Raw genomic sequence first — 24,006 nt, 5'->3', positions numbered from 1 at the left:
TCGTTGAATGGGGCCGGACCGCCCTTGAAAAGAAGGCGTGTTGATGTCTGATGAGACCGTAGTGATGACGTGCGGCGGGACCCATCTGGCTGCCCTCACACCGCGACCGGGGGATAACCCCAACGCTGCCTGCCGCGAGCCCGTGCGGGCCTGAGAGCGGATCCGGAGCAGGACCGCGGCGAGGTCGTCACTTCACCTTGACGTCAGTGCAGTACGTGGTGTCCTGGCCGGGGAGCCGGCCGGTGGTCAGGAAGGTGATCGTCGTCCGGTCGGCGCAGGTGGATCCGGCGTTGTAGACGTAGTGGCCGCCGTTGTCCACGTCGACGAGGGCTGAGCTGAGGGCCTTGTGCATGCCGACGCCGCCGGCCCAGGGGGTGGCGTGGTCGCGGCGGTTCTGCAGGACGAGGGTGTTGCGGGGCCCTGCGGTCATGGCGACGGGCTTCTCGGCGGGCTTGCCCCAGAAGGCGCAGGGCCAGATGTTGGCGGGCATACCCGCGGTCAGCGGCCACCGACTACGATCGGCGGCGGTGCGCTTGGCGTACCCGTCCACGTCCTGTGGCCACTCCGCGTCGCCACAGGTGAGGGCCAGGAACATGGTGGCCTGGTTGTCGGCGGGAACGCCCTCGGCGGCCGGCGGTTCGGCCAGTACCTGCTTGAGGACCGCGGCGTCGGCGGGCGTGGGCCTGCCGTCGGCGAGGTTGGTGGCGGCCCGCCAGAACTGGGCGGCCACCGGCAGGGTCTCGTTGTGCAGGAAGAGCGCGTAGGTGACGTTGCGCAGCAGTGCCCCGTCCAGCGGTACCGGCGCGCCGGGGATCGAGGCGGGGGTGCGGTCGAGGCGGGCGGCCAGGGCGAGATAGGTACGGGTGACCCGTGCGGGGGTCGCGCCCAGCTTGAGGGTGGCGTGCTGCGCGGCGGCGACGCGGGCCGCGTCGGGGAAACGCTCGGCCATGCCCCGCCCCCAACCCTCGGACACCTCGCGGGCCCAGACCTTGGTGGGGTCGACATTGCCCTCCAGGATCATCCGGTCGGTGCGGTCCTGGAAGAGCGAGCGGTAGACGGCGCCGAGGTAAGTGCCGTACGACTGACCCCAGTAGGAGACCTTCTGCTCGCCGAGCGCCTCGCGGATGCGGTCCATGTCGCGGGCGGTGTTGGCGGTGGTGAAGTGGCGCAGATCTTTGCCGAGGTTGTCGGCGCACGTGCGGGAATAGGACCTGGCCAGGGTGACGTTCTTGGCGATGGAACCGTCAGCGGCCGGGTAGGGGAAGAACGCGGCCACCGAAGGATTGGGCAGCTTGCAGCTCTGCGGGGTGCTGTGGTCGACGCCACGCGGGTCGAAGCCGACCAGGTCGTATTGGCCCCGTACCGATGCGGGCAGGGTCGGCGCCATGGTTTCCGGCATGGACAGTCCTCCCAGTGCGGGGCCGCCGGGGTTGAGGAGCAGGACGCCGGGCCGGCGGGCCCGGTCGGTGGCGGCCAGCCGGGAGACGGCCACCTTGATCTGCGGGCCGCCCGGGTTCTGGTAGTCCAGCGGGACTTCGAGGGTCCCGCAGCGCAGTGCGGGGTTGCGGGACTGTCCGGCGGCAGGGGCCGGACAGACCCCCCAGGCGATCCCCCGGCCAGGGCGAGATCCCTTACCGGCTGCCGTGCTCGCGTCGGCAGCAGGCGACGGCGTGTCCTGCTTCAGGTCGCTTCCGCCACAGGCGGTCAGTGCGCTGCCGGCCAGAGCGGCCACGACGAGTGCGGCGGCGAGCCGTCGGCCCGGGGCTGCTTGGGTGGCGGGAGAACGGTGGGCGGTGAAACGCGGGGCGTTGTTCATGCTCTGTCCTTGACTGCTCGACCGACTGACGGCGACGAGTCAACAAGGAGGAGCCGGTACGGCGCGTCACCCCGAGGAGGACGAACGGAGTAGCTCGCCCGGGGGATGACGGAAGAGACCCGATGCTGTCAACAGCACTTCTACATACGGGAATTGGCGACACGCATCGTTGTCATGGCCCAGGCGGTGAAGCCGGGGCCGAAGACATCACCCGCAAGGCCATCGACGGGATCCTGCACGGCCAGCCCTGCGACAGGAAGAGGGAAGGGAAGAGCGCGAGCAAGCACGTTGGCGAGCACCACTCCGGAGTCCCGTACGCAGCGCGGGAGTTGTTCGGTGCGGCTGCCCGTTCGCGGATTCAGGTCGAAAGCATGTCCATCATGACAGGTCAGCGCCGTTTTTCGTAGGACGGAACGCACAGTTCGCGAGGCTTGTCCGGTCCGTCCCCCACCTCTCAGAATCTCCTTCGTACGTCATCCGGAGACAGGGGGAATGGTGACGATCGATCACGACGCGGTACTACGGGCCCGCGTACTGCTGCTGGGCTCCGGTCGGCCGAGTCGGGCCGAACTGGTCGGCGCGTACCTCGGCAGTCCTGGTGATACTGTCGCGCGCACCGTGACGCGTACTGAACAGGCCGGGGGGCCTTCGCGTCACGCAGGGGCGGGAGGAACTCCACATGAAGAACAGTCGTGTCATCGCGGCTTCCCTGGTGTCAACGCTCGCGGTCACGGCGTGGGCCGCACCGCAGGCGGCCGCGTACACCGACACGTACCCCATCGTGGCGACGCTGGGCACGGGTACCTGGACGACGCCGGTCGCGCTGACGGCGGCCGGAGCGGGCGCGCGCGTGGTCGACGTGCGCACGGCGGGCGACGGGACGGTGTTCGCTCTCTGGATCCGGGGGTCGGGTGACTCCGCCAAGCTGGAGGTCACCGTGCGCCCGGCCGGGAGCGGGTCCTGGGGCACCACACGCGTCCTGAGCGCCTGGCCCAGCACGAGCGATCCCGTCCGACTGGTGGCGGGCAGCGACGGGTCGGCGACCGTGGCCTGGGTGGACGGGAGCGTGCTCGACCCCAAGGTGCACGCGATCACCTACTCCGCACAGAAGAAGACCTGGCAGTCGGAGACGGTGCTCGGCAGCTACACGCACACCTTCGCCGGACTCTCGCTGTCGCGGAACGCGTCCGGCAGGACCGTTGCCGCATGGGGCGCGAAGGGCGACACCGACGTGTACAAGGTGCGGGAGGCCGGGGCCACGACGTGGACCGCTGTGCCCGCGCCGCCGCAACAGGGAGTCATGAAGTGGGGTGCGGAAACGGTCATGGAGGCCGACGGCACCCTCCTGAGGGCCTGGTCGTCGGGCCGAGCGGTGTACGTGTCCCGCTTCGCCCCCGGTGCCGCGGAGTGGACCGAGCCGAACCGGCTCTTCGTGACCGAGAACAGCGTCGAGGAGGTGAACCTCGCCATCGGCGCCGACGGGGTCGCCGCCCTCGCGTGGCGCGAGCGGGACGGGAACGTGGGCAAGGTCCGGCGCCTGCACACGGCTTTCCGCGCCACGGCCGACGGCCCGTGGACGGCGCCCGAGACCCTGCCGACCGACAATCCGGTCAGCGCCCGGCTCGGCTCCCCCGTGCGCGTGCTCGTCGGGCCGGGGGGCGTGGTCACGCTGGTGTGGATCGCCCACGACGGGAACCAGGGCCTCCAGACGTACACCGCGACGCGCACGCCCACGGACGGCTGGTCCACCATCCGCAAGCTCTCGGGGATGGTCACCGACGGTGCCTTGAGCGCGTCCGTCGGCGCAGACGGCACGGTCAGGGCGAGCTGGCTCCAGAGCGCCGAGTACACCAACACCAAGTGGACGTACGTCACGGCCACACGGACGCCGGACGGCCGCTGGACCAGCGAGAAGCCGCTCGGCGCGGCCCTGGCCGAGGTGCCGACCGGTGCGGTGACGACCGGTACGGGCGACGGCGCGACGGTCGTGTGGGCCGACGGCGGGCGCGTGTGGACCGCCGACAACTCCGCCGCGACGATCCGCGCGACGCGCGCGGACAAGGCGCACGACTACGTCAACAACTACGACGGTACGGGAGGTGACGTCCTGGCCCGCAAGGCGGACGGCTCCACCGTGCTGTACCCGTCCAGGGGCGGCCAGTACAACTCCATCACGCTCTACGAGTCGATCCCGCTCGGCAAGTGGCCCACCACGTCCACGCTGATCCCGTTCGGGGACATCGACAAGGACGGCTGCAACGACCTGCTGGTACGGGACGCGGCGGGCGACCTGTACCGCTACCGCGCGGGCTGCGGCAACGTGCCGCTCCCGCAGCTGGCGAGCACGCGGATCGGGGTGGGCTGGACGGGGATGGACGCGTTCACGTCCCCGGGCGACCTGACGGGCGACGGCCGCGCGGACCTGATCGCGCGCCAGGTCGCCACGGGCGACCTCTACCTGTACTCGGCCACCTCCTCCGGCACCCTCACCCGCACGGGCCGCGTCGGGACCGGCTGGAAGAACCTGACGATCATCGGCGCGGGCGACCTCAACGAGGACAAGGCGGGCGACGTCCTGGCCCGCGACGCCTCGGGCAACCTCTGGCGCTACTACGGCACGGGCAAGGGCACGATCGGCCGCGGCACCAAACTGGGCGCGGGCTGGGGCGGGTTCACGTCCCTCTCGGCCGCGGGCGACCTGAACGGCGACGGCCACGCCGACCTGGTGGCCCGCACGAAGACGGGCGACCTGCTCCGCTACACGGGCAACGGCAAGGGCCAGTTCATCGCGAGCCTGAAGATCGGCCGGGGCTGGAACGGGTTCACCTGGATCGGGTGACCCGACCGGGAGGCCGGCGCGCAGCGAGCCGTCGCTGCGCGCTGGCTTCCCCGCACGGCGCCACGCCGGCTGGATCCGCCACCGGTTGGCGGTCGGTCCCGCGCCGTGGTGTGGCGTGGCGCTACTCGCTCGAGGTTGCCTGAGCCCATACACGCACCTCCCCGAAGTGACGCATACGCTGCCTTCATGGCTGACGAGAAGAGCCCCAACACCGACTTCGGCCGGTTGGTCGAACTCGTGGTGCCTCCTACCGACCCCGTCGACGCTCGTGGCGACTGGAACGCCGCGCAGGCAGCGATCGGCACTCGACTTCCCAACGATTACAAACGACTCGTCGAAACCTACGGGTGGGGCGAGTTCGGCGATTTCCTCTACCTCCGGACGCCATTCGGCAGGAGTGAGCACAACGGGATCAAGTGGCAGCGCGGACACCGAACGGGGTCCCTTGAGCGCGATCACGAGCGCTATCCCTACCCGCTGCACCCCGCTCCGGGCGGGCTGCTCGTGTGGGGCACCACGATGGATGCCGACCGCCTGTGCTGGCTCACCTCCGGCTCCCCTGAGGACTGGCCCGTCGTGGTCTGGAGCACGGACGGCTGGTACGAGACCCATGCCATGGGCGCGGCCGCCTTCCTCGCGGGCTGGTCGGGTGGGCGCGTCAGCTCCGACCTGCTCCCAGGAATGGAGGCGGACCTGACGCCGTGGTTCAACGCCTTCCGACCCCGCATCCACCGCTGCCTGCGCCTCTCCGAGGGCGCGGCTGACCCTACGTGGCACGTGCGGCGACTACGGGAGGCCCTGGCTCCCACCACGGACCGCGGATCGTGGCGCTCCGAGTCCGGCGATACGGGACAGGTTCACTTCGCGACCGTCGGCACGGACTGGCTGCTCACCTACGATGTGGCACAACCCCATCAGATACGGGTCGGTTTCCCGCCGGAAGACAGTGAACAGGTGCGGCAGCGGCTTTTCGCCGCCGCGGAGTTGATGAGGTGTGAGGTTCTGGAGATCACGACCTCAACGGGAACGTCCCTGCCAACGTGGGACACCCTCACGGACGAGGACGCGTAGCCCGGGACGGGGGGTGACGATGTCGACCGCGAAGGGGGTACCGGCTGGCATCCGTATGCCCTCGGTGTGAGCGCTCCAGGGGCCGGGGAGTGTGGCAGCTGATCGCGGCTTCAACTGCGGGTCAGATCGCCTCGACGGCCCAGAAGGCACCGACTTCGCTGTCGTTCACCGCGATAAGTCCGAAGTCGGCCACCAGGTCGAGGCCGTTGATGTACTCGGAGGTGACGAAGGAATGGGACCGGGTGCCGCGAAGGCTCGCGGCGACGAAATCGGGAGAAGCATGGCCGACCGCGAGCGAGGAATTCGTCCAGTAGCCGGCCGCGGGGCCGAAGCGGTCCAGGACCGTACGGGCGTGGTTCAGGCGGACGTCCTTGTCGGGCCGGGAACGGACGCGGTAGCACTCCCCGTCCCACTCCTCGCTCATGACGGCGAGAGCACCGACGGCGGCCTCTCGCGCAATGGGGTGCAGGTGCTCCGGGAGACGCACCGCATCGGGTAGGGCGAAGGGGTACGAAGGGATGCTGTCTCGGGCGCTGTTCTCAAGGTCCATGTCGATCTGGAGCCACCCACGGGGGTCGCCGACCTCGCGCCGTAGGACGGCGACGACGTCGTGCGTCCAGTCGTCGTGGCGGCGAGGCCCGACGGCGGCGAAACCGTACACGTCCTCGAAGAGGCACATCAGAGACTCGTTCCAGGGACACGTGGCGTCGTCCAATTCCATGGGGCCACGTTAATCGTCATGCCCGGCAGCCATCGCTCGTGCGCGAGCGAAACCGGGAGTGGATACGACGATGGGCCCGGCAAAATGCCGAGCCCATCGCTTCATTCAGTAGCGGGGACAGGATTTGAACCTGCGACCTCTGGGTTATGAGCCCAGCGAGCTACCGAGCTGCTCCACCCCGCGTCGGTGAGTTCACCATACACCGCGATGACCGCCGGGGTCACATTCGTCGTCGTGCCGACGCCAGGGGCAGCCGTGCAGACACCGCAGGCGGCCCGCGAGATCTACAGGCACCACGTGAGTTCCGCGTTCCGGACAGGGCGGGCTCGGCCAGAGTCTGATCACGACGCCGACGGGTCGCCGTCCGAGCCGCCGGAATCGAGCGACGCGGCCGGAGCCAGACGTTCGACGAACGCTCGGAAGTCTGCGGCCAGCGGAAGTTCCGTACCGTCGTCCACGTCGAACCACGTCACGGACGGCTCGCCGAGCTTCCCGCACCCCCGGTAGTCGAGGGCGATCCAGCAGTGACCATCACCGGACAACAGGACCAGAGGGGAGGGAAGACCCCACTCGTCGACCAGGTACGTCGTGTCCAGCAATGACAACTGGCCGTCGTGACGGCCGATGCCCATCATCTCGTCGAGCGGAACGTGGTTCTCGCTCCACGACGTCGGCACATCGGTCGGGAACGCGTTCCACCGTTCCGCCACCGCACCGCCGTTACGGACCCGCAGGATCTCCAGCAACGAAGCCGGCAGACGGACACCGAGCTCACACTCGGCGTCCTCGATCACCGCGTCGGTCAACGGCGGCTGGACCCCGTACAACCCCTGACCCCAGAAGGACGCCTTGACCGCATCGAACTTCGCCACGAACGCATCCTAAGGACACGCCCAAGGGCTTGACGACGCACAGGAGCTTCAGCGCTCCACCTGATCTGCTGCCGACCGGGCGGCGCCCTCAGAACCCCGATGGGTGGTACGTCGACGCTCGGGCACGTGCTCGGTCGGAGCGGGCGGCCACGGTGGCCTGTTCGGCGGTCATAACCTCGCCGCCGCATGGTGGGTTGATATGCGAGGATCCCGGGATGCTGAGCGATCGAATTGCCGCAGTGGACTGGGATGCGCTCCCCGCACCGGCTCTTCGCTTCCCGACCCGGGATCCGGTGGCGCCGCTGCGCGCACTGGCCGCCGCCCGCAACCAGGTAGAAGTCGCCGACGCCATGTCCGGGCTGGACTCCACCAGCATCATGCACGGGCACATGGCCGCCGTCTTCCCGGTGGCAGTCGCAGCTGCCCCGTTCCTACTGGAGATGGCCGAACAACCAGACGTCTTTCCCCTGGCCCGCCGCTCCGCCCTCGCTCTCCTCAGCGACTTCATGACGCTCTACCCCTTCGCCGGCTTCAACCGTGTCGGTGACACGCCGCTGTGCTGCGCGGTGGCCGACCTCGTCCGCGCCCGGCGAACTTTCCTTGCGTCGCTCGGCAAGCACCGTAGGGCACTGATCGAAGAGACGGACGGGCACTGGCGTTTCGACGTGTCCGAGACCCTCGCCGAGGGAGAGCGCCTCCTGGCTTTCGGCACACTGGCCGGGCGTCTCCCCGCCGGCCCGGCCCGCGGGGAAGAACAACGCAGCAGAAGGATCGGCACAGTCTCGCTCGAGTATCCGCCGGTGGACGAATCCGGCGAGGCATGCTTGCGTCTGTCCGGCCTCGCCGGGGTCGCACACGGCGCCGTCCTGCGCCCGGCCGAATGCGGCGAGCGCGAGCACTGAGGCGAAAGGCGTGCGTGGCACAGTGCCCAGGCACCTGAAGTACTCACCGGCCCAACCGTCCCGAGCCCAGGCCCGGTCGGCTCCCGGCCCGCTGGGCCGCCGCGCCGGGCCGCGCCGGGCGTGTGGATACTCGCGTGACGTGAGGGACAGAGGTCGTCAGACTCTTCCCGTGGCCCCGAATCGGAATGGACAGGCGCATGGCATGGATGATGATGCCGGGTGGGACATGCGGCTGGGCTGGGCGCACGGTCTGATCGCGAGCGATCCGGAACAGCGAGCGGCAGCGCTCGTCCGTCTGTCCTACGCGCGGAGGCACACCGAGGACGCTCTCGGCCGCTCCCAGGAGATCTGGCACCTGACCGCTCCGCTGGGACCGGCGGAGCAATATCGCGAGCCGGCGTTCCTGGAGGCTCTTGAGGCATACCAGCATGTACAGAGCTGTTCCCTGCCGGACGCTCTGTGGGGGCGCCCGACAGGGGCGGGCATCACGACGTGGCCGGGCCTCCCCTACGCGCTGCTGTTCCTGGAGTGGGAGGCGCGGTACCCGCAGGAGTGGACGACGCACGCCAAGTCGTGGACGACGAAGGAGCACCTCCTCCGTGACCTTGCCGTCGAGGGGCATGACGAACGGGTGCGGGCGAAGCTGGTGGAGCTGACCGACATCGTGGTCCGACGGGCCCATCGGTGCAAGGACCGCGAGTACGTGCGCATCGCCCGCGCTGTCGACGGCGTCGATCTGCGGGAGCGGCTCGGCGCCGCCGCCCAGTCGGACAGTCCGTGGGCGCGGTGTCATGCCCGGTACGTACTGTGGCTTCTCGACCGTCCCGAAGTGCCCAACAGCCTTCATGTCTGGCGGACATGGCTTGCGCAGGCGTCCGCAGGAGACTGAACAGCCGGTGGGGACCCTGGCGCCACGAACGTGGCTGTCAGGGTCGGCGAGCGAGGGCGACCGGTGGTGACGGGCGCTTCGCCTGTGGTGTCACCAGCAGCGATACGTCCAAGGCGACCCCCTCGACGGTCGACAGGCGCAGGAGGAAGGGGCCGGGGGCCGTACCAGCATGCAGGGTGGGCAGGCGTACGAGGCCGTCCGTGTCCGTGAGTGGGAGTTCGAGGTATCGGACCGGGACGTCCTCAGGCCCCGTGAACCACGGGCCGACGGCGGTCTCGTCGCCAGCGGGCGTCAGTACGCGTGCCGTCAGGGGCACGCCCGCGAGCGGCTGTCCGGCGCGGGTGGCGCGTACGGTGACGACGGGGGCGAACTCCGTGCCGGCCTCCGCGACCAGCGGCTCCTCGCCGACGCGCGTGAGCGTGTCCGCGGCAGCGTTGCGCACCGTCGCGGTGAACCGTACGGGAGGCAACGAAGCGTGCGTGGCCCGCAGTTCCACGCCGCCGGGACGCTCGCCCGCCGCGAGCGCCGGTGCAGTCGCCAGGCCGCGGGCATCGGTGCGTACGGTCGCCCTTCGGACCTGGCCCGGGAAGGACGCGTCGGTGTCGCCCGCGAGCGTGAAGACGACGGGAATCCCAGCGGCGGGCGTGCCGTCGGCGCGCGAAGCCCTCACCCGCGCCCGCTGGGGGAAGTCGCCTCCCGTTCCCGTCTCGCCCAGGTGCGGATCGCCCACCGCGTCGAGGCCCGTGACCGGAGCGGGCTTCGGGGGTGCGGGGGCCGGGGGCGCGGGGGTCGGGGTCGGACGTGGCGGCGCGGGGTGGACCGGGGGCTTGGGCGTCGGACTGGGTACGGGAGAGGGGTCGGGCTTGGGCGGGGTGGACGTCGTCGGGGCCGGGGGCTTGGTGGTGTTCGAGCTGTCCCGGGAGTCCGCGGCGGGCGTCGGGTCGGGCAGTTCGTGTGCGGAGCCTTGGTAGGTGCGCATCCAGCCGAGCACGGTGTTCACGTACGCTCGGGAGTTGTTGTAGCTGAGGACGGCCTTGTCGAGGTCGGCCGGCTTGGACAGGTCCTTGCCTCCGGCGCAGAGGTAGCGGCCTGCCGCCAAGGCGGCGTCGAAGATGTTGCCGGGGTCCTTCTTGCCGTCGCCGTTGCCATCGGCGCCCCAGGTCGCCCAGGTCGACGGGATGAACTGCAGGGGGCCGACAGCGCGGTCGTACTCGGTGTCACCGTCCCAGACTCCGCCGTCGGTGTCCCGGATCAGTGCGAACCCGTTGCCGTCGAGCCGGGGGCCGCGGATGGGCTTGACGGTCGTGCCGTCGACGCGCAGCCCGTAGCCGGAGGCGTGCACGGACTCCACGCGGCCGATCCCGGCGACGAGTTCCCAGGGCAGGTGGCAGCCAGGCTGGGTCCGCGCGACGGTGGCGGCGGCGTTCTTGTACGCCTTGAGCGCGGTGGCGGGGATGCCGTGATCGCCGTCCGGCGCGTTCTGTTGTCCGTTGATCGAGGTCTCGTCGGGTGGGTCGAGCGGTATCTCGATGCGTGCGTTGCCGCGCGGTCGCGCTTGGGGGCTGTCCGGCCCGGGAGCGGCGTCGTCGGCCTCCGCCGTCGGCGGGAGGCCGGCTGCCGCGGCCGACAGGGTGGCCGCGAGGACGAGAGCGCACAGTGCCTGTCGGGCGAGCCCGAGGGGGTGGGGACGGGTGGACGGAGTGGGCCGGGGGGCGCGGTGTTTCACGTGCGGTGGTTCCTGGGGAGAGGGGGCAATTTCTGGGGAGACGGTTGGGCGCGGGGTGTGTGGTGTGTCCCTCGCTCGTGGAGGAGGGCGTGCGGCCGGGGAACGGCGTCCGCGATAGCGACCGCGGTGGTGATCCAGCCGGCCGCCGCGGCCCACGTGCCCGTTTTCCCTGGTCGCTGCGGTAGTTCGCCGTCTGCCCGTTACACCTGGCGGCGGCGTGCGACGACCACCATGCCGAATCCCGCCGCCAGGGCGAGGCCGGCGCCCGTGGCGGCCCAGGGCAGGACGCCCGGAGCGCCGGTGGCGGCGAGCGCGCCCGTTCCGCCTTGCGGCTTCACGTCGACGGACGGGGCGGGAGTGGTGTCCGAGTCGCCGGCCTGTCCGTCCTCGGCGGGCTCGTCCGACTGGTCCGTGTCCGGTTCGGGCTTCGGCGCGGGCTTCTCCTCGTCCTTGCTCGCGGCCTCGTTGGCCTCGTCCTTCTTGCGTGCCTCGTACTGCCCAACCTTCAGGAAGTGCTCGAGTTCCTCGTCCGTGCCGAGCAGGGCATTCTCACCCGCCTTGCGGACCTCGGGGCCGCCCTTGCTGATGACCTGCCGGACCAGGGCGCGGTTGTCGGTGCGCCGTGCCTCGTACTGCCCCTTCTCCAGGAACTCGACCCGGTCCTCGGGGGTGCCGAGCAGCGCCTTCCTCGCGGCTTCGCGTACGGCAGGGCCGCCGGTGCTGGCGATCTGGGTGACCAGCAGCTGGTTGTCGCGGTCGCGGGCTTCGTACTGCCCCTTCTCAAGGAAGGCGCGCAGGACGGCGGGGTCGTGGCTGTCGAGGGCCTTGTTCGCGGCTTCCTTGAGCTGGGGGCCGATGCCGGGCTCGGCGAGGATGCGCAGGGTGGCGATGCGGTCCTCCTCCGCCTGGTCGCGGGCGGAGACCGATCCTTTGCCGGATGTCGTCGCGTCGGTGCCAGAGGTGCCAGAGGTGCCGGTGGTGCCGGTGGTGCCGACGGCGAATGCCTGCGGGGAGAGCAGTACGGCCGGGACGACGGCCGCCGTCGTGACAGCGGCGGCCATGCGGGAGAGCTTCACGGGGTTGGTCCTCCTGTAGTGCGAGGTGGAGCGGTTGTCGTGCGAGGTGGATCAGGAGTGGCGGCGCGATGGAGGGCACGGCGGCCTCCGACCTCATCCCGGTCACCGAGCTGGAGTCGACGCCCCCTCCTCCGTGGCCGGGACGGGTACGGAGGCCGTCCTCCGTACCCGTGGGTGACGGCCACCGCCGGGCCGGGCGCCCGCGCGTCGTGCGTGCGGTGCCCGGCCCGGCAGCCACGCGCTGGTGCGCGTCGGCAGTCCGGTCCCTGCTCCCGTAGGGGGCTTGTCCCTACTCCCGTAGAGGGCTTGCCGGGAGGGCCGTGGGGTCAGGGAGCCACGAGGTTGACCAGGGCGCCGATGCCGCCCTTCCCGTCGCCGGTCTGGAGGGCCACGCGGCCCGATTCCCACACGCTGACGAGATCGGTCGATCCGGTGCCGCTGAACCGGCCGGCGGCGATGGCCCTGGACTTCTTCCACTCCTCGTTGGGCTTGATGAGGGTGGTGTCGGTGGCGAGGGTGCCGTTGCCGTTGCCGGGGTGGAAGCTGACCTCGCCGTCGACCCAGCGGGCGATCAGGTCGGTCTTGCCGTCGCTGTTGAAGTCACCGGCGGTCAGGAGCACGTCGTGCTGCCACACCGAGCCGGAGGCGGCCATCTGCTTCTCCGCGCCCAGGCCGCCGTTGCCGTTTCCGGGGAAGAGGCTGAGGACTCCGGTGGTGTGGGCGGCGACCAGGTCCGTCTTCTTGTCGCCGGTGAAGTCCCCGGCCGCCATGGCCTGGACGTTCTTCCAGGCGTCGCCGGGCTTGGCGAGCATGACGTCCGTGCCCAGCTTGCCGTCGCCGGTGCCGGGGTACAGGCTCAGTTCCCCGTCGCTCCAGCGGACGACGAGGTCGGCCTTCCCGTCCCCGGTGAAGTCGCCTGCCGTGATGACCTTGGCGTGGTCGCGCCAGAGAGTGCTTGCCGCCAGGGTCTGGATCTCGGTGGCGAACCAGCCGCCGTCGGTTCCCGGGTTGACGGTGACCTTGCCGTCCGCCCAGACGGTCAGGAGGTCCTGCTTGCCGTCGCCGGTGAAGTCGCCGGAAGCCGTCAGGCGGGCGTTCTTCCACTGGGCGGCGTTGGCCATGTCCGGCTTGGGGTAGGGCGGCCGGAAGACGGTGCCCGCGGTCGGGTCGGCCTGTCCCTTGACGACCGAGGGTGCTCCCGTGCCGACCTTGAACCAGAGGTCGCCGTGCTCGTCGCCGGTGAGGTCTCCTTCCGTGCCCATCTGGGGGTAGGCGGCGGCGGTGAGCCCGCTGCCGATCTTCACCGCGCGGCTGGTGTCGCCGAGCGTGGTGCCGAGTTCCTCGGCGTCGGGGTCGTTGAGGATCTGGAAGAGGTCGCCGGAGTCGCGGTCGCGGTACCACAGGTCGGCCAGGCCGTCGCCGTCCGCGTCACCGGGGGCGAGCAGTTCCCGCTTCTCCCATCCGCCGTCGCCGATCTTGACGGGGGCCGCGACGCCGTCGCCGGTTCCCGCGTACAGGTACAGGCTGCCGTCCTCGATCGTCAGCAGGTCGGGGTAGCTGTCCCAGTTGACGTCGCCGGCGGAGACGAAGCTGGTCACCTTGGACCAGTCGGCGCTGGGGGATCCCTCGGGGCGGGGCAGGGGGACGCGGGGCTGGAAGTTGCCCATGCCGGTGCCCGCGTAGAGCCACAGGGTCTGCGCGCTGGAGGGGAGGTGGGCGAGCAGGTCCTCGTAGCCGTCGCCGGTCCAGTCGCCGCGGTGGCTGAGCTTGGAGCCGGTCCAGCCGCTGCCGAGGTCCTTGATGGCGGTGAAGTTGCCCTTGCCGTCGCCGGAATGCACGCGCAGGTGGCCGCCGTCGACGGTCAGGACGTCGGTGTGGCCGTCACCGTTGAGGTCGCCCTCGGGGTCGGCGTGCGAGGGCGCCACCTTGAAGACGTACTTGTAGGTGTCGGAGAGGTTGCCGGCTCCGTCGGCGCTGCGGACGTAGAGGGTGTTGGTGCCCCACTTGAAGGGGGTGAGCTTGGCCTTGGCGCTGCCGCCGAGCTTGTCGGCCTTCACCGTGGTGGGCTTGGAGCCGGTGGTGAAGTCGTGGTTGAGCGAGTACTGGAACGTCTCGACGTCGGCCACGCCGTTGGCGGTGAAGGTGAACGTGCCGGGTGTGCGGGCGGCCGCTCCTTCGGTGTTCTCCGGGTACTCGGCGGAGGAGACGGCCGGAGGCTTGTCCGGGCGCGTGAAGTCGACGCCGAAACTGCACCACTCGGTGGACGCGGAGGTCAGGCCGTAGGGGTCGCGGGCCTGGACGTTCCAGGAGTAGGTGTCGCCGTCCTTGAGCTGGTTGGCGTTGATCTTGACCTTGGCGATGGAGCCGGACTTGACGGTGGCCTCGGGGGTGGCGACGTTGGCGCCGTTGTGGTGCTTGAACGTGAACCGGGCGGTGACGTCACCCCCGTCCGGGTCGGTGACCTTCGCCTGCAGGCCGAGGCCCTTCTCGGCGAACAGCTTGCCGATCTTGGGGAAGGGTTCGGTGCGGCCGCAGGCGATGGCCGGGTCGCTGCGCACGTCGGTGGGCTTGTCGGGCGCCCGGTCGTACTCGGTCACGATGACCGGGTCGTTCTTGAACTTCTTCCAGCCGTACGTGTCCGACTCGTTGGCGGCCCGCAGGGCCAGGGTGATCGTCGGCCAGGCCTTGTCGGACGCCTTCTGGGCCAGCTTGGTGGTGTCGAACTCGACGCCGCCGGCCGGGCAGTCGGAGGAGCTGTAGCCCTTCGCGACGTTCTTGCTGGCGATCTTCTCCGACCAGGTCGGCTGCTTGTTCCAGGTGGTGGCCGAGCTGATGGCGGTCGTGTTCCACAGCTCCACGGGCCGGGCCGAGCACGACCACGACCAGGTCTCGTAGGTGCGGAAGGTCGAGTTGATGACCTTCACGCCCTTGAGGTTCTTGGCATCCAGGGTGAACAGCGAGCGCGAGAGGCCGCCGGTGTCGGACTCGTACCCCACGCGGGCGGGATCGGTCTTGTTCCAGTAGCTGGTGGTCGGGTAGTTCTTGTAGACGCGGGTCCAGTTGGTGCGGTTGCCCTGCACCCAGTTCTGGCTCATCACCACCGGGTAGGCGGTGTCGTCGGCGGCCAGCAGTTCCTCGCCCGCGCGCAGCGTCAGGGTGTCGCCGTCGATCTCGGCACTGCCCAGCGCGGTGCGGGAGCGGTCGGGGCCTTCGGGGGCGCTCTGGTCGGCGCGCCCTCCGGTGGAGTCCGACAGCAGCGGTGCGGGCGCGACGAGTCCGACGTCCTGGGCGGAGCGCCCCTGGGGAGCGGCGGTCAGCGACCCCGCGGCGTCACTGCGCACGTCGAGGCCCGATGTGCCACGCACTTTCAGCCGCAGGTCCTGCAACTGCGGGTTCGTGCCCGCCTCGCGGGTCTTGATGACGAGGTCCTGCTCGACTCCGGCCGCGGTGGCGGTCAGCCGGAGGTCGACTCCCGGCAGTACGTCCTGGTAGAGCGCGGCGGCCCCGCTGACGCGGGGGGCCGGCAGCGCGGTGGGCCAGTCGTAGGAGAGGGTCTTCCCGTCCCGGGTGGGCACGGTCAGGGCCGCACCGCTCCCGCCGGGCGAGAAGCTCGACTCCATCGCGGAAGCGGCGGGCTGCCAGCGGCCGTTCGCACCCTTGCGCAGCGTGGGGTCGACGTCGACCCACGCGTCGCCCCTCTTGACGCGCCGGGGCGCGCCGAGGGTCTCCTCGAGCGTGAACGTGCCGGACGGGTTGGCGTACAGCTCGCTGGTCTCGGTGGTGGCGCCCTCCACCTTCACGCGCTTGCCCGACTTCTCGGCCCGGGACTTCGCGTCGTCCTCGGCCTTGACCCGTGCGGCTCCGGTGCCTTCCGGCGCTGCCGCGGCGGTCCGTGCTCGCGCTGTGCCCGTCGCCCCGTCATCGCGCATACCGGGCACCGCAGAGAAAACGGGCACCGTTGAGGCAGCAGTTGCAAGCAATACGACCACCGCAGTGGTGCAAATGCGACGGCCCGGTGGATGGAGCACGGAATAGTCCTCTCCGAAGAGTCATTTCAACGACCACGGACATTACACGAGCTTTAAGAGTGCTTTACGCTGTGATTCAATTCGTGAACTCACCCCTCGGCCGTGGCGCCTGGAGGGGTGCTTGTCACGCCATCAGTGAAGTCGCACCCTGACGCAGGGAAGTTCGTCATGCCGTTTTCATGCCGGAGGGGCCGGTCCAGCCGATCGGGCCCCTACCGTCTGCATCGCACGCTCCGTGCCCCGAAGATCGCCAGAACCGCTGCGGGAGCAGTGTTGTTGGGCCTGCTCGGCACCTTGCTGGGCGTCTGGCCCGCGTACGCCGCCGAACGCGCGAAGGTTGACTTCAAGCTTCGCCAGGCACAGAAGGAAAAGTCCGTGTCCGGGACCAAGGTCCCGGCCGTAAGTCCCCAGGCCGACCCGATGAAGGGGAAGGAATTCAAGGCCGACAGGGCCCAATGGCCCGATTCGGGCAGCGCCGATCTCGAATTCAACCAAACCGAGGGAGCGGCCACGCCGGCAAGGAAAGCCGGGGATGCTCTCAAGAAAGCCGGAAAGCTGCCGGTCAAGGTGGGATCCGCGCCCTCGGCGAACAAGGGCCGCAGTGCCACGGAGCAATTGCCCGGCAAGGTCGGGGTGAGCGTCCTGGACCAGAAGGCGGCCGCCGCGGCGGGTGTCGCCGGCGTCCTGGTCGAACTGCGCCGCAAGGACGACGCGCGCGAGCCCGCCCGGGCCCGCATCGAGGTGGACTACTCCGCCTTCGCCCACGCCTACGGCGGCGACTGGTCCTCGCGGCTGACGCTCTTCGAGGTCGTCGACGGCAAGACCGTCCCGGTCGAAGGCGTCCGCAACGACACCGCACACCGCACCGTGACCGCCGACGTACCGGTGGCCGACGAGGGCGCCGCGCCGAAGACCTTCGCCGTGGCCGCCCAGGCGGCGGGCAGCGGCGGCAACTTCAGCGCCTCCTCACTGGCGGCCTCCCAGGCCTGGGCCGAAGGCGGCGCCTCCGGAGCCTTCACCTACACCTACCCGGTCGAGACCCCCGAGTCCCCGGCGGGCGACGGTCCCGCCATCGGGCTGTCCTACAACTCCCAGGCCGTGGACGGACGCACCGCCGCGACCAACAACCAGGCCTCCTGGATCGGCGACGGCTGGGACTTCAGCACCGGCTACATCGAGCGCTCCTACCTGTCCTGCTCCGAGGACATGGGCAACGGCGCCAACAACACCACCAAGACCGGTGACATGTGCTGGGGCCCCGACGTGATCACCATGTCACTGGGCGGCTCCTCCTCGCAGCTGGTGAAGGACGCCAAGAGCGGGACCTACCGCCCCACCCACGACTCCGGCGAGAAGGTCGAACGCCTCACCGGCGCACCCAACGGCGCCGACGGCGGCGAGTACTGGAAGGTCACCACGACCGACGGCACCCAGTACTTCTTCGGCAAGCACCAGCTGCCCGGCTGGAGCTCCGGCAAGGACGTCACCAACTCCACCTGGACCGTCCCCGTCGCCGGCAACCACGCGGGCGAGCCCGGCCACGCCCCGGCCTTCAAGGACTCCTTCAAGACCCAGGCGTGGCGCTGGAACCTGGACTACGTCGTGGACACCGGCGGCAACACGTCCACGTACTGGTACACCGCCGAGAAGAACAACTACGGCAAGAACAACGGCGACACCGGCGTCTCCTACGTCCGGGGCGGCTACCTGGACAAGATCCGCTACGGGCAGAAGTCCGACGCCCTCTTCAGCACCAAGGCCCCGGCCGAGGTGAACTTCACCACCGCCGAGCGCTGCGTCCCGTCCAAGGACTTCGACTGCGCACCGGCCAAACTGAACAAGGACAACGCCAAGCACTGGCCCGACGTCCCGTTCGACCAGATCTGCGCGGACGGCGCCAAGTGCACCACCCAGAAGTCACCGGCCCTGTTCAGCCGCAAGCGCCTCACCGGGATCGACACCCAGGTCCTGCTCGGCGACGCCTACAAGCCGGTCGACTCCTACCAGCTGGAGCAGAGCTTCCCCGAGACCGGCGACGGCATGCCGCCGCCGCTGTGGCTGAAGTCCGTGACCCGCACCGGCAAGGACGGCACCCCCGTCACCCTGCCGCCGGTCACCTTCACCGGTGAGCAGCTGGCCAACCGCGTCGACGGCCAGGAGGGCCTGGCGCCCATGGTCCGCTGGCGCGTCGCCTCCGTCACCACCGAGGCCGGCGGCGTCATCGGCGCCACCTACTCGGCGCCCGAGTGCACCCCGTCGACGCTGCCGCAGGCCGCCGACAACACCAAGCGCTGCTACCCCACCTACTGGGTCAAGGACGGCGCCGTGAAGCCCACCGTCGACTGGTTCCACAAGTACGTCGTCGACCGGGTCATCGAGACCGACAACATCGGCGGCGCCCCGCCCAAGGAGACCGCGTACCAGTACGTCGGCGCCCCGGCCTGGCACTTCGACGACAACGAGATGGCCAAGCCGGAGAACCGCACCTGGTCGCAGTGGCGCGGCTACGGCAAGGTCCGCACCCTCGTGGGGAACAAGGACGACGTCAAGCGCTCCCAGGCCGAGACCGTCTACTTCCGCGGCATGGACGGGGACCGCACCGCCTCCGGCGGCAAGCGCTCGGTGAAGGTCGCCGACTCCGAGGGCAACCAGGCCGTCGACGCCGAACCGCTCGCCGGCACCGCCCGCGAGACCCTCACCTACGACGGCGAAGGCGGCAAGCTCCTGGGGGCCGAGGCCTCCGACCCCTGGCTGCGCGGACCGACCGCGACCCGCACCCGCACCGGCCTGTCCGACCTCGAGTCCTGGATGAGCGCCACCAGCGAGACCCGCGGCCGCGCGCTCGGCGAGGGCGACAAGTGGATCAGGACGCGGACCAGCACCACGTACAACGACCACGGCGAGGCCGTCGAGGTCGACGACGCCGGTGACCTCTCCACGGCCGCCGACGACCGGTGCACCCGCACCACCTACGCCGAGAACGCGTCCCAGTGGAGGTTCGACGACCCCGAGCGGGTCGAGACCGTCTCCGTCTCCTGCGGCGCCGCCACCAAGCGGCCCGAGCACGTCATCACCGACACCGTCACCGCCTACGACGACCAGGGCAACGTCACCGAGGTCAAGGGCCTCAAGGAGTACGCGGACGGCAAGCCGCAGTACAAGACCGCGACCAGGACCACCTACGACACCTACGGCCGGCCGCTCACCCAGACCGACGGCGGCGGCAACCTCAGCAAGACCGACTACTCCCCCGCCACCGGAGCCAACCCGACCAGGACCACCGAGACCGACGTCCTGGGCCACGTCACCACCCTGGACCTCAACCCCACGCGCGACCTTCCCCTGACGCAGACCGACGCGAACGGCAAGCGGACCGAGGCCACCTACGACGCGCTCGGCCGTACCCTGGAGGTCTGGGCCCCCGGCCGCACCCGCGAGGCGCAGTCGCCGTCCGCGAAGTACAGCTACGAGATGCACCAGGACAAGCCGTCCACCGTCACCTCGTACGCCCTCAAGGACGACGGCCAGTACACCACCTCGAAGATCCTCCACGACGGACTGCTGCGCCAGCGCCAGACCCAGACGGACGGCGTCGGCGGGGGCCGGGTCATGGAGGACTCCGTCTTCGACTCCCGCGGTCTGACCGTCGTGCAGAACGGGCCGTACTGGAACGACCAGCCGGTCTCCGGTGACCTGCTGAAGCCGAACGACAACGAACTGGACCGGGCGACCGCCTTCCAGTACGACGGCGTGGGACGTACGACGGCTGCCGTCCTCTACGCCAAGGGCGACGAGAAGTGGCGCACCACGACGGCCCACACCGCCAACACCACCACGGTGACGCCCCCCGAGGGCGGGACCGTCTCCTCGACGGTCACCGACGCGCGCGGCCACGTCGTCGAACGGCGCCAGTACCACGGGGCGACGGCGAGCGGTGACCACGACTCCACGACGTACACCTACACCCCCGCCGACGACCTCGCCACGATCACCGACGCGGCGGGCAACACCTGGAGGAACACCTACGACCTGGCCGGCAATCGCACCAAGGTCGAGGACCCGGACACCGGCACCTCGACCATGACCTACGACGACGAGGGCCAGGTCACCTCCGTCACCGACGCCCGGGGCAAGAAGCTGTCGTACGCGTACGACATCGCGGGCCGCAAGACCGCCGAGTACGAGGGCGGCACGGACGGCACGAAGCTCGCCTCGTGGACGTACGACACCCTGGCCAAGGGGCACCAGACCTCGTCCACCCGCTACGAGTCCGGGCGCGCCTACACCCAGGAAGTGCTGGGGTACAACGACGACTACACCCCGAGCGGCACCAAGACCGTCATCCCCACCGAGGAGACCGGCCTGGGCGGGACGTACACCACGAAGTACGGCTACACCCCGACCGGCCAGCTGGCCTGGGAACAGTACGAGGCCAGGGGCGGCCTCAAGGCGGAGCGCGTCAACCACACCTACAACACCGACGGCCTGCCCTACGCCACCAACGGCGGCGGCCTGAGGTACGTGCAGGAGACCAGCTACTCGCCCTACGGCGAGCAGACGCAACTCGTGCACGGCACTGCGGGCGGCCGGGTCGGCGTGACGGCCCTCTACGACGAGACCACCCGCCGCCTGGAACGCACCATGGTCGACCGCGAAGTGGCCGGCGGCATGGGCACGGAGGACACCTCCTACGTCTTCGACCCGTCCGGCAACGTGCTCGGCATCAACTCCAAGCACGACAACGACCCCATGGGCCGGGACAACCAGTGCTTCAGCTACGACTACCTCGGCCGCACCACACAGGCGTGGACCTCCAAGGAAGCGTGCGCCGCGGGTACACGTCCCAGTGCCCCCGAAGTCGGTGGCGTGGCGCCGTACTGGCACTCCTACGCCTACGACCTGACGGGGAACCGCACCTCGAAGGTCTCCCACGACCCCGGCGGTGACACGGCCAAGGACATCAAGGAGACGTACACCTACAACCAGCCGGGCACGGCCCAGCCGCACGCCGTGCGCAAGGTCACCTACAGCGGTGGCCGGACCGGCGAGGCCACCTACGACTACGACGCGTCCGGCAACACGACCAAGCGCACCCTTCCGGAGATCCCCGAAGGCCAGACACTGACGTGGGACGAGCAGGGGAGCCTGGTCGCCACCGACACCGCGGGCAACAACACCAGCTACCTGTACGACGCCGGGGGCGCACAGCTCATCCAGCGCGGCCCCCAGGGGGTGACCCTGGACCTGGGTGACGAGCAGTTCACCTGGGACCCGCAGGAGAAGAAGCTGCGGGGCTCCCGCTACTACAGCCACGGCGGCGAGCAGGTGGCCGTCCGTACCGCCGCCGACGACGGGACGACCCCGGCGACCTACCTCGTCGACGACCACCACGGTACGACCGTCACCCAGATCGACGCGGCAGGGCTCGGCGTGGCCCGGCGCCAGCTGGACGAGTTCGGCAACGAGCGCGCGCAGCAGTCCGTGCCGTGGACCGGCACACGCGGATTCGTGGGCGGCACGCTCGACCGCACCTCCGGTCTGACCCAGCTGGGAGCCAGGGCGTACGACCCGGGCCTGGGCCGGTTCCTCTCGGCGGACCCGGTGCTGGACACCAGCAGTCCGCAGCAGCTCAACGCCTACCAGTACGCCAACAACGCACCCGCCACCCTGTCCGACCCCTCGGGCACCTGGTGGGGACAGGGACTGTGGAACAAGGCCAAGAAGAAGGTTTCCAAGGCCTATCACGCCACGAAGAAGTGGGTGAAGAAGAAGATCGTCCACCCCGTGGTGAAGAAGGTGAAGAAGCTTTACCACAAGTACGTCCCCAAGAAGATCCAGAAGATCGTCCACTACGTCAAGAAGAAGGCCGCGAAGGCCTGGCACGCGACCAAGCGGTGGGTGAAGACAAAGGCGTGGCCCGCGGTCAAACGCGCGGTGCACACCGTCAAAAAGGCCGTGGTGCACGCGGTCAAGAGCGCCGGCAACGGCATCAGGCGCGCCGCCGGCGCGGTGAACACCGCACTTCACACGGGCCAGGGCCTGGCGGGATTCGCGTCCATGGTCGCCGGCATAGGCCTGGCGGCTGCCGGCGGCGGGATGGAAGTGGGCGGAATCGCCCTGGACATCACCGGAATCGGTGCCGTGGCCGGCGTGCCGATGAACATCGCCGGCGCGGGCATGATCGCGGCCGGCGCCACCATGGCCATCGGCGGAGCCGCAGCCTTCGGCGACTCCGTGCACACGGCGTACAACGAGGCGGGTGAAGGAAGCGGAGGCGGCAGCGGCAGCGCCGGAAAGAGCTGGAAGGACAGCTACGACAGCCTTCCGCAGGGCAAGCAGGGCCACGTGAAGACCGTGGACTCCACGGACGAGCTGCGGGGCCTGTTCGACGAATGGACCGCGGGAGCCAAGCGCATGCCCGCACGCGGTGACAAGATCCCGGATGTCTATCAGCTCGAAGACGGGACGGTCATGCAGTGGCGGACCGCTTCCAAATCCAAGGGCGAGACAATCGACATCAAGCAGCCCGGCGCGAAGCAGGAACTGAAGGTGCACATCAAACATGACTGACACCGAGACGATCATCGGGAACATCCTGGACGACTGCCTGGACGACTGGATTCCCGTCGACCGAGTGATCGGATACGCGGAAATCGCCGCCGAGGAGGACGGAGGAGATTCCCGGGCCCTTTTCGAGGTGCTCCTGGGCTCCCTCCTCCAGCGCGGACTCGCCACGGTCGGGTACATCGGCGACTCGGGATTCGAGCCGTGGGAACTGAGCCCGGACGATTCCCTGAAGCGCGCCGTCCGAGAGTGCGCGGCCGTCGGCTGGGAGCCGCTCATGGGAGGGCCGTGGGTGGCCAGTACCCCTGAGGGAGACCGGCAGACCGAGGCGCGGCAGGCCACCAGCTGACGGTCAGCACCCCGCTTCCTGAAGGGCGTGCAGGGGGCCGAGCAACTTTCGGGCCCCCAGCACGCCCGCCCCAGCGTTCCGCCCACGAGCGCGCTCGCGCGGCGTGCGGCACCAGCAGCGAGAGAACATGACACCGATAGCAATCACTTACGAACCCGTGCCGCCGGACTGGCGCGACGCACTCCGTGCCCGCTACGACGGCGGCCCCAGGGGCCAGCTCCAGAACCCCCTCTCGATGATCGCCCTGTGCGCACTCCTCGTACTGGGCCTCACGGCGTTCGCCGGAATCAGCCCCTGGCTCGCCGCCGTGGTGACGGCCACCTCGGGGTTCGCGGCCTTCAGCCTGCTGTGGTGGCAGCCACACGCACTGTGGAAGGCCCACCACCGGATGGGGACCCACCGGGTGAACGTCTCCGAAGACGGCATCGAGCTGGTGACGGACATCAGCGCGGCGACAACGGACTGGAATGCCTTCACCCACTTCCGTGAAACCGGGAAGACCTTCGTCCTGATGGGCGGCACAGGCTCATCGACGATGATCTGGCCGTTGCCCAAGCGCGGCCTCGCCGACCCCGCCGACGCCGGGCGGCTGCGCGAGGAGCTGCGCACACGGATCGGGCAGACGGTCCGCACGCCCGTGGCGGCCTCCCCCCTCAACCCACCCGCAGGACGACGGGACACGCCCGCCCAGACGGACGCCCCCACCACGCCCGCCCAGCTGGATGCCCCCACCTGGCCGGCCCCTCCCTCGGAGCCCTCGGCCACGCCCACCACACCAGCCACCGCGCCCAGGACCGCATCAGCGTGGGAAGCCGCTTGGGCCCTGGTACCGCTGCTGTCCTTCGGCATGCTCAGCGCGGTCCCGTTCCTGTACCTGGCACTACGGCACCGCCGCACCAGCGACATCGTCTGCGCGGTCGCCTACGGCGTCTTCACCGTCGTCTGCTTCGCGGCCGTCCCCGCTGAGGACGTGTCGAGCGATGCCGACATGCTGGTCCTGCTCCTGTGGATCGCGGCCACCGTCCACACACTGATCGCGTCCCTCCGCCGCGCCCGCGCCTCGATGGGCCGGGTGCTCCTCGCCGACCTCCCCGAGGCCGAGCGCGAACTACGGCTGCGACGAGCCCAGTTGGGCGCGCTGACGCCCCGTACC

13 protein-coding genes and 1 tRNA gene are annotated in these 24,006 nt (G+C 69.9%); 7 read left to right on the top strand and 7 right to left on the bottom strand.

Features of this window, described 5'->3' with window-relative positions:
- Positions 1-187: 187 nt before the first annotated feature.
- Entirely contained in the window at positions 188-1,816 is a 1,629-nt protein-coding gene (locus ABT160_RS33390; protein WP_351651697.1) for an alpha/beta hydrolase, read from the bottom strand.
- A 679-nt stretch (positions 1,817-2,495) separates the two neighbouring features.
- Between ABT160_RS33390 and ABT160_RS33385 the strand changes: the two genes are divergently transcribed.
- Entirely contained in the window at positions 2,496-4,655 is a 2,160-nt protein-coding gene (locus ABT160_RS33385; RefSeq protein ID WP_351651696.1) for an FG-GAP repeat domain-containing protein, read from the top strand.
- 186 nt (positions 4,656-4,841) lie between these two features.
- On the top strand, positions 4,842-5,726 hold the full coding sequence (locus tag ABT160_RS33380) for an SMI1/KNR4 family protein (RefSeq protein WP_351651695.1): 885 nt from the start codon (positions 4,842-4,844) through the stop codon (positions 5,724-5,726).
- A gap of 121 nt (positions 5,727-5,847) precedes the next feature.
- Here ABT160_RS33380 and ABT160_RS33375 read toward each other — a convergent pair whose 3' ends face one another.
- The 3 genes from ABT160_RS33375 to ABT160_RS33365 all read right to left on the bottom strand — a co-directional run bounded on the left by ABT160_RS33375 (position 5,848) and on the right by ABT160_RS33365 (position 7,319).
- Complete coding sequence (locus tag ABT160_RS33375) at positions 5,848-6,447, bottom strand: hypothetical protein (RefSeq protein WP_351651694.1); 600 nt, start codon at positions 6,445-6,447, stop codon at positions 5,848-5,850.
- Positions 6,448-6,556: 109 nt separating this feature from the next.
- Positions 6,557-6,630, bottom strand: a tRNA-Met gene (locus ABT160_RS33370).
- A gap of 158 nt (positions 6,631-6,788) precedes the next feature.
- Complete coding sequence (locus ABT160_RS33365; protein WP_351651693.1) at positions 6,789-7,319, bottom strand: SMI1/KNR4 family protein; 531 nt, start codon at positions 7,317-7,319, stop codon at positions 6,789-6,791.
- A 215-nt stretch (positions 7,320-7,534) separates the two neighbouring features.
- Between ABT160_RS33365 and ABT160_RS33360 the strand changes: the two genes are divergently transcribed.
- Positions 7,535-8,221 carry a hypothetical protein gene (locus tag ABT160_RS33360; RefSeq protein WP_351651692.1) on the top strand — a complete coding sequence of 229 codons (687 nt, stop codon included), beginning with the start codon at positions 7,535-7,537 and terminating at the stop codon, positions 8,219-8,221.
- A gap of 202 nt (positions 8,222-8,423) precedes the next feature.
- Entirely contained in the window at positions 8,424-9,110 is a 687-nt protein-coding gene (locus tag ABT160_RS33355) for a hypothetical protein (protein WP_351651691.1), read from the top strand.
- A gap of 37 nt (positions 9,111-9,147) precedes the next feature.
- Here the strand turns inward: ABT160_RS33355 and ABT160_RS33350 are convergent, their stop codons facing one another.
- The 3 genes from ABT160_RS33350 to ABT160_RS33340 all read right to left on the bottom strand — a co-directional run bounded on the left by ABT160_RS33350 (position 9,148) and on the right by ABT160_RS33340 (position 15,841).
- A complete protein-coding gene (locus ABT160_RS33350; protein WP_351651690.1) occupies positions 9,148-10,836 on the bottom strand; it encodes a lytic murein transglycosylase in 1,689 nt (562 codons plus the stop codon).
- A gap of 200 nt (positions 10,837-11,036) precedes the next feature.
- Positions 11,037-11,912, bottom strand: a complete 876-nt coding sequence (locus ABT160_RS33345) for an ALF repeat-containing protein (RefSeq protein WP_351651689.1) — start codon at positions 11,910-11,912, stop codon at positions 11,037-11,039.
- A gap of 326 nt (positions 11,913-12,238) precedes the next feature.
- Positions 12,239-15,841 carry an FG-GAP-like repeat-containing protein gene (locus ABT160_RS33340; protein WP_351651688.1) on the bottom strand — a complete coding sequence of 1,201 codons (3,603 nt, stop codon included), beginning with the start codon at positions 15,839-15,841 and terminating at the stop codon, positions 12,239-12,241.
- 666 nt (positions 15,842-16,507) lie between these two features.
- Here ABT160_RS33340 and ABT160_RS33335 point away from each other — a divergent pair.
- The 3 genes from ABT160_RS33335 to ABT160_RS33325 all read left to right on the top strand — a co-directional run.
- Positions 16,508-22,510, top strand: a complete 6,003-nt coding sequence (locus ABT160_RS33335) for an RHS repeat domain-containing protein (RefSeq protein ID WP_351651687.1) — start codon at positions 16,508-16,510, stop codon at positions 22,508-22,510.
- Entirely contained in the window at positions 22,503-22,853 is a 351-nt protein-coding gene (locus ABT160_RS33330; RefSeq protein WP_351651686.1) for a hypothetical protein, read from the top strand. Before ABT160_RS33335 ends, ABT160_RS33330 begins: the two co-directional genes overlap by 8 nt.
- 127 nt (positions 22,854-22,980) lie before the next feature.
- On the top strand, positions 22,981-24,006 hold a 1,026-nt coding region (locus tag ABT160_RS33325; RefSeq protein ID WP_351651685.1), incomplete at its 3' end, for a YcxB family protein.

This window comes from Streptomyces sp. NPDC001941 (genome assembly GCF_040296945.1).
Classification (GTDB): Bacteria; Actinomycetota; Actinomycetes; order Streptomycetales; family Streptomycetaceae; genus Streptomyces.
The sequence above is the reverse complement of the archived record's forward strand: the minus strand, read 5'-3'. Positions and strand labels throughout refer to the sequence as shown.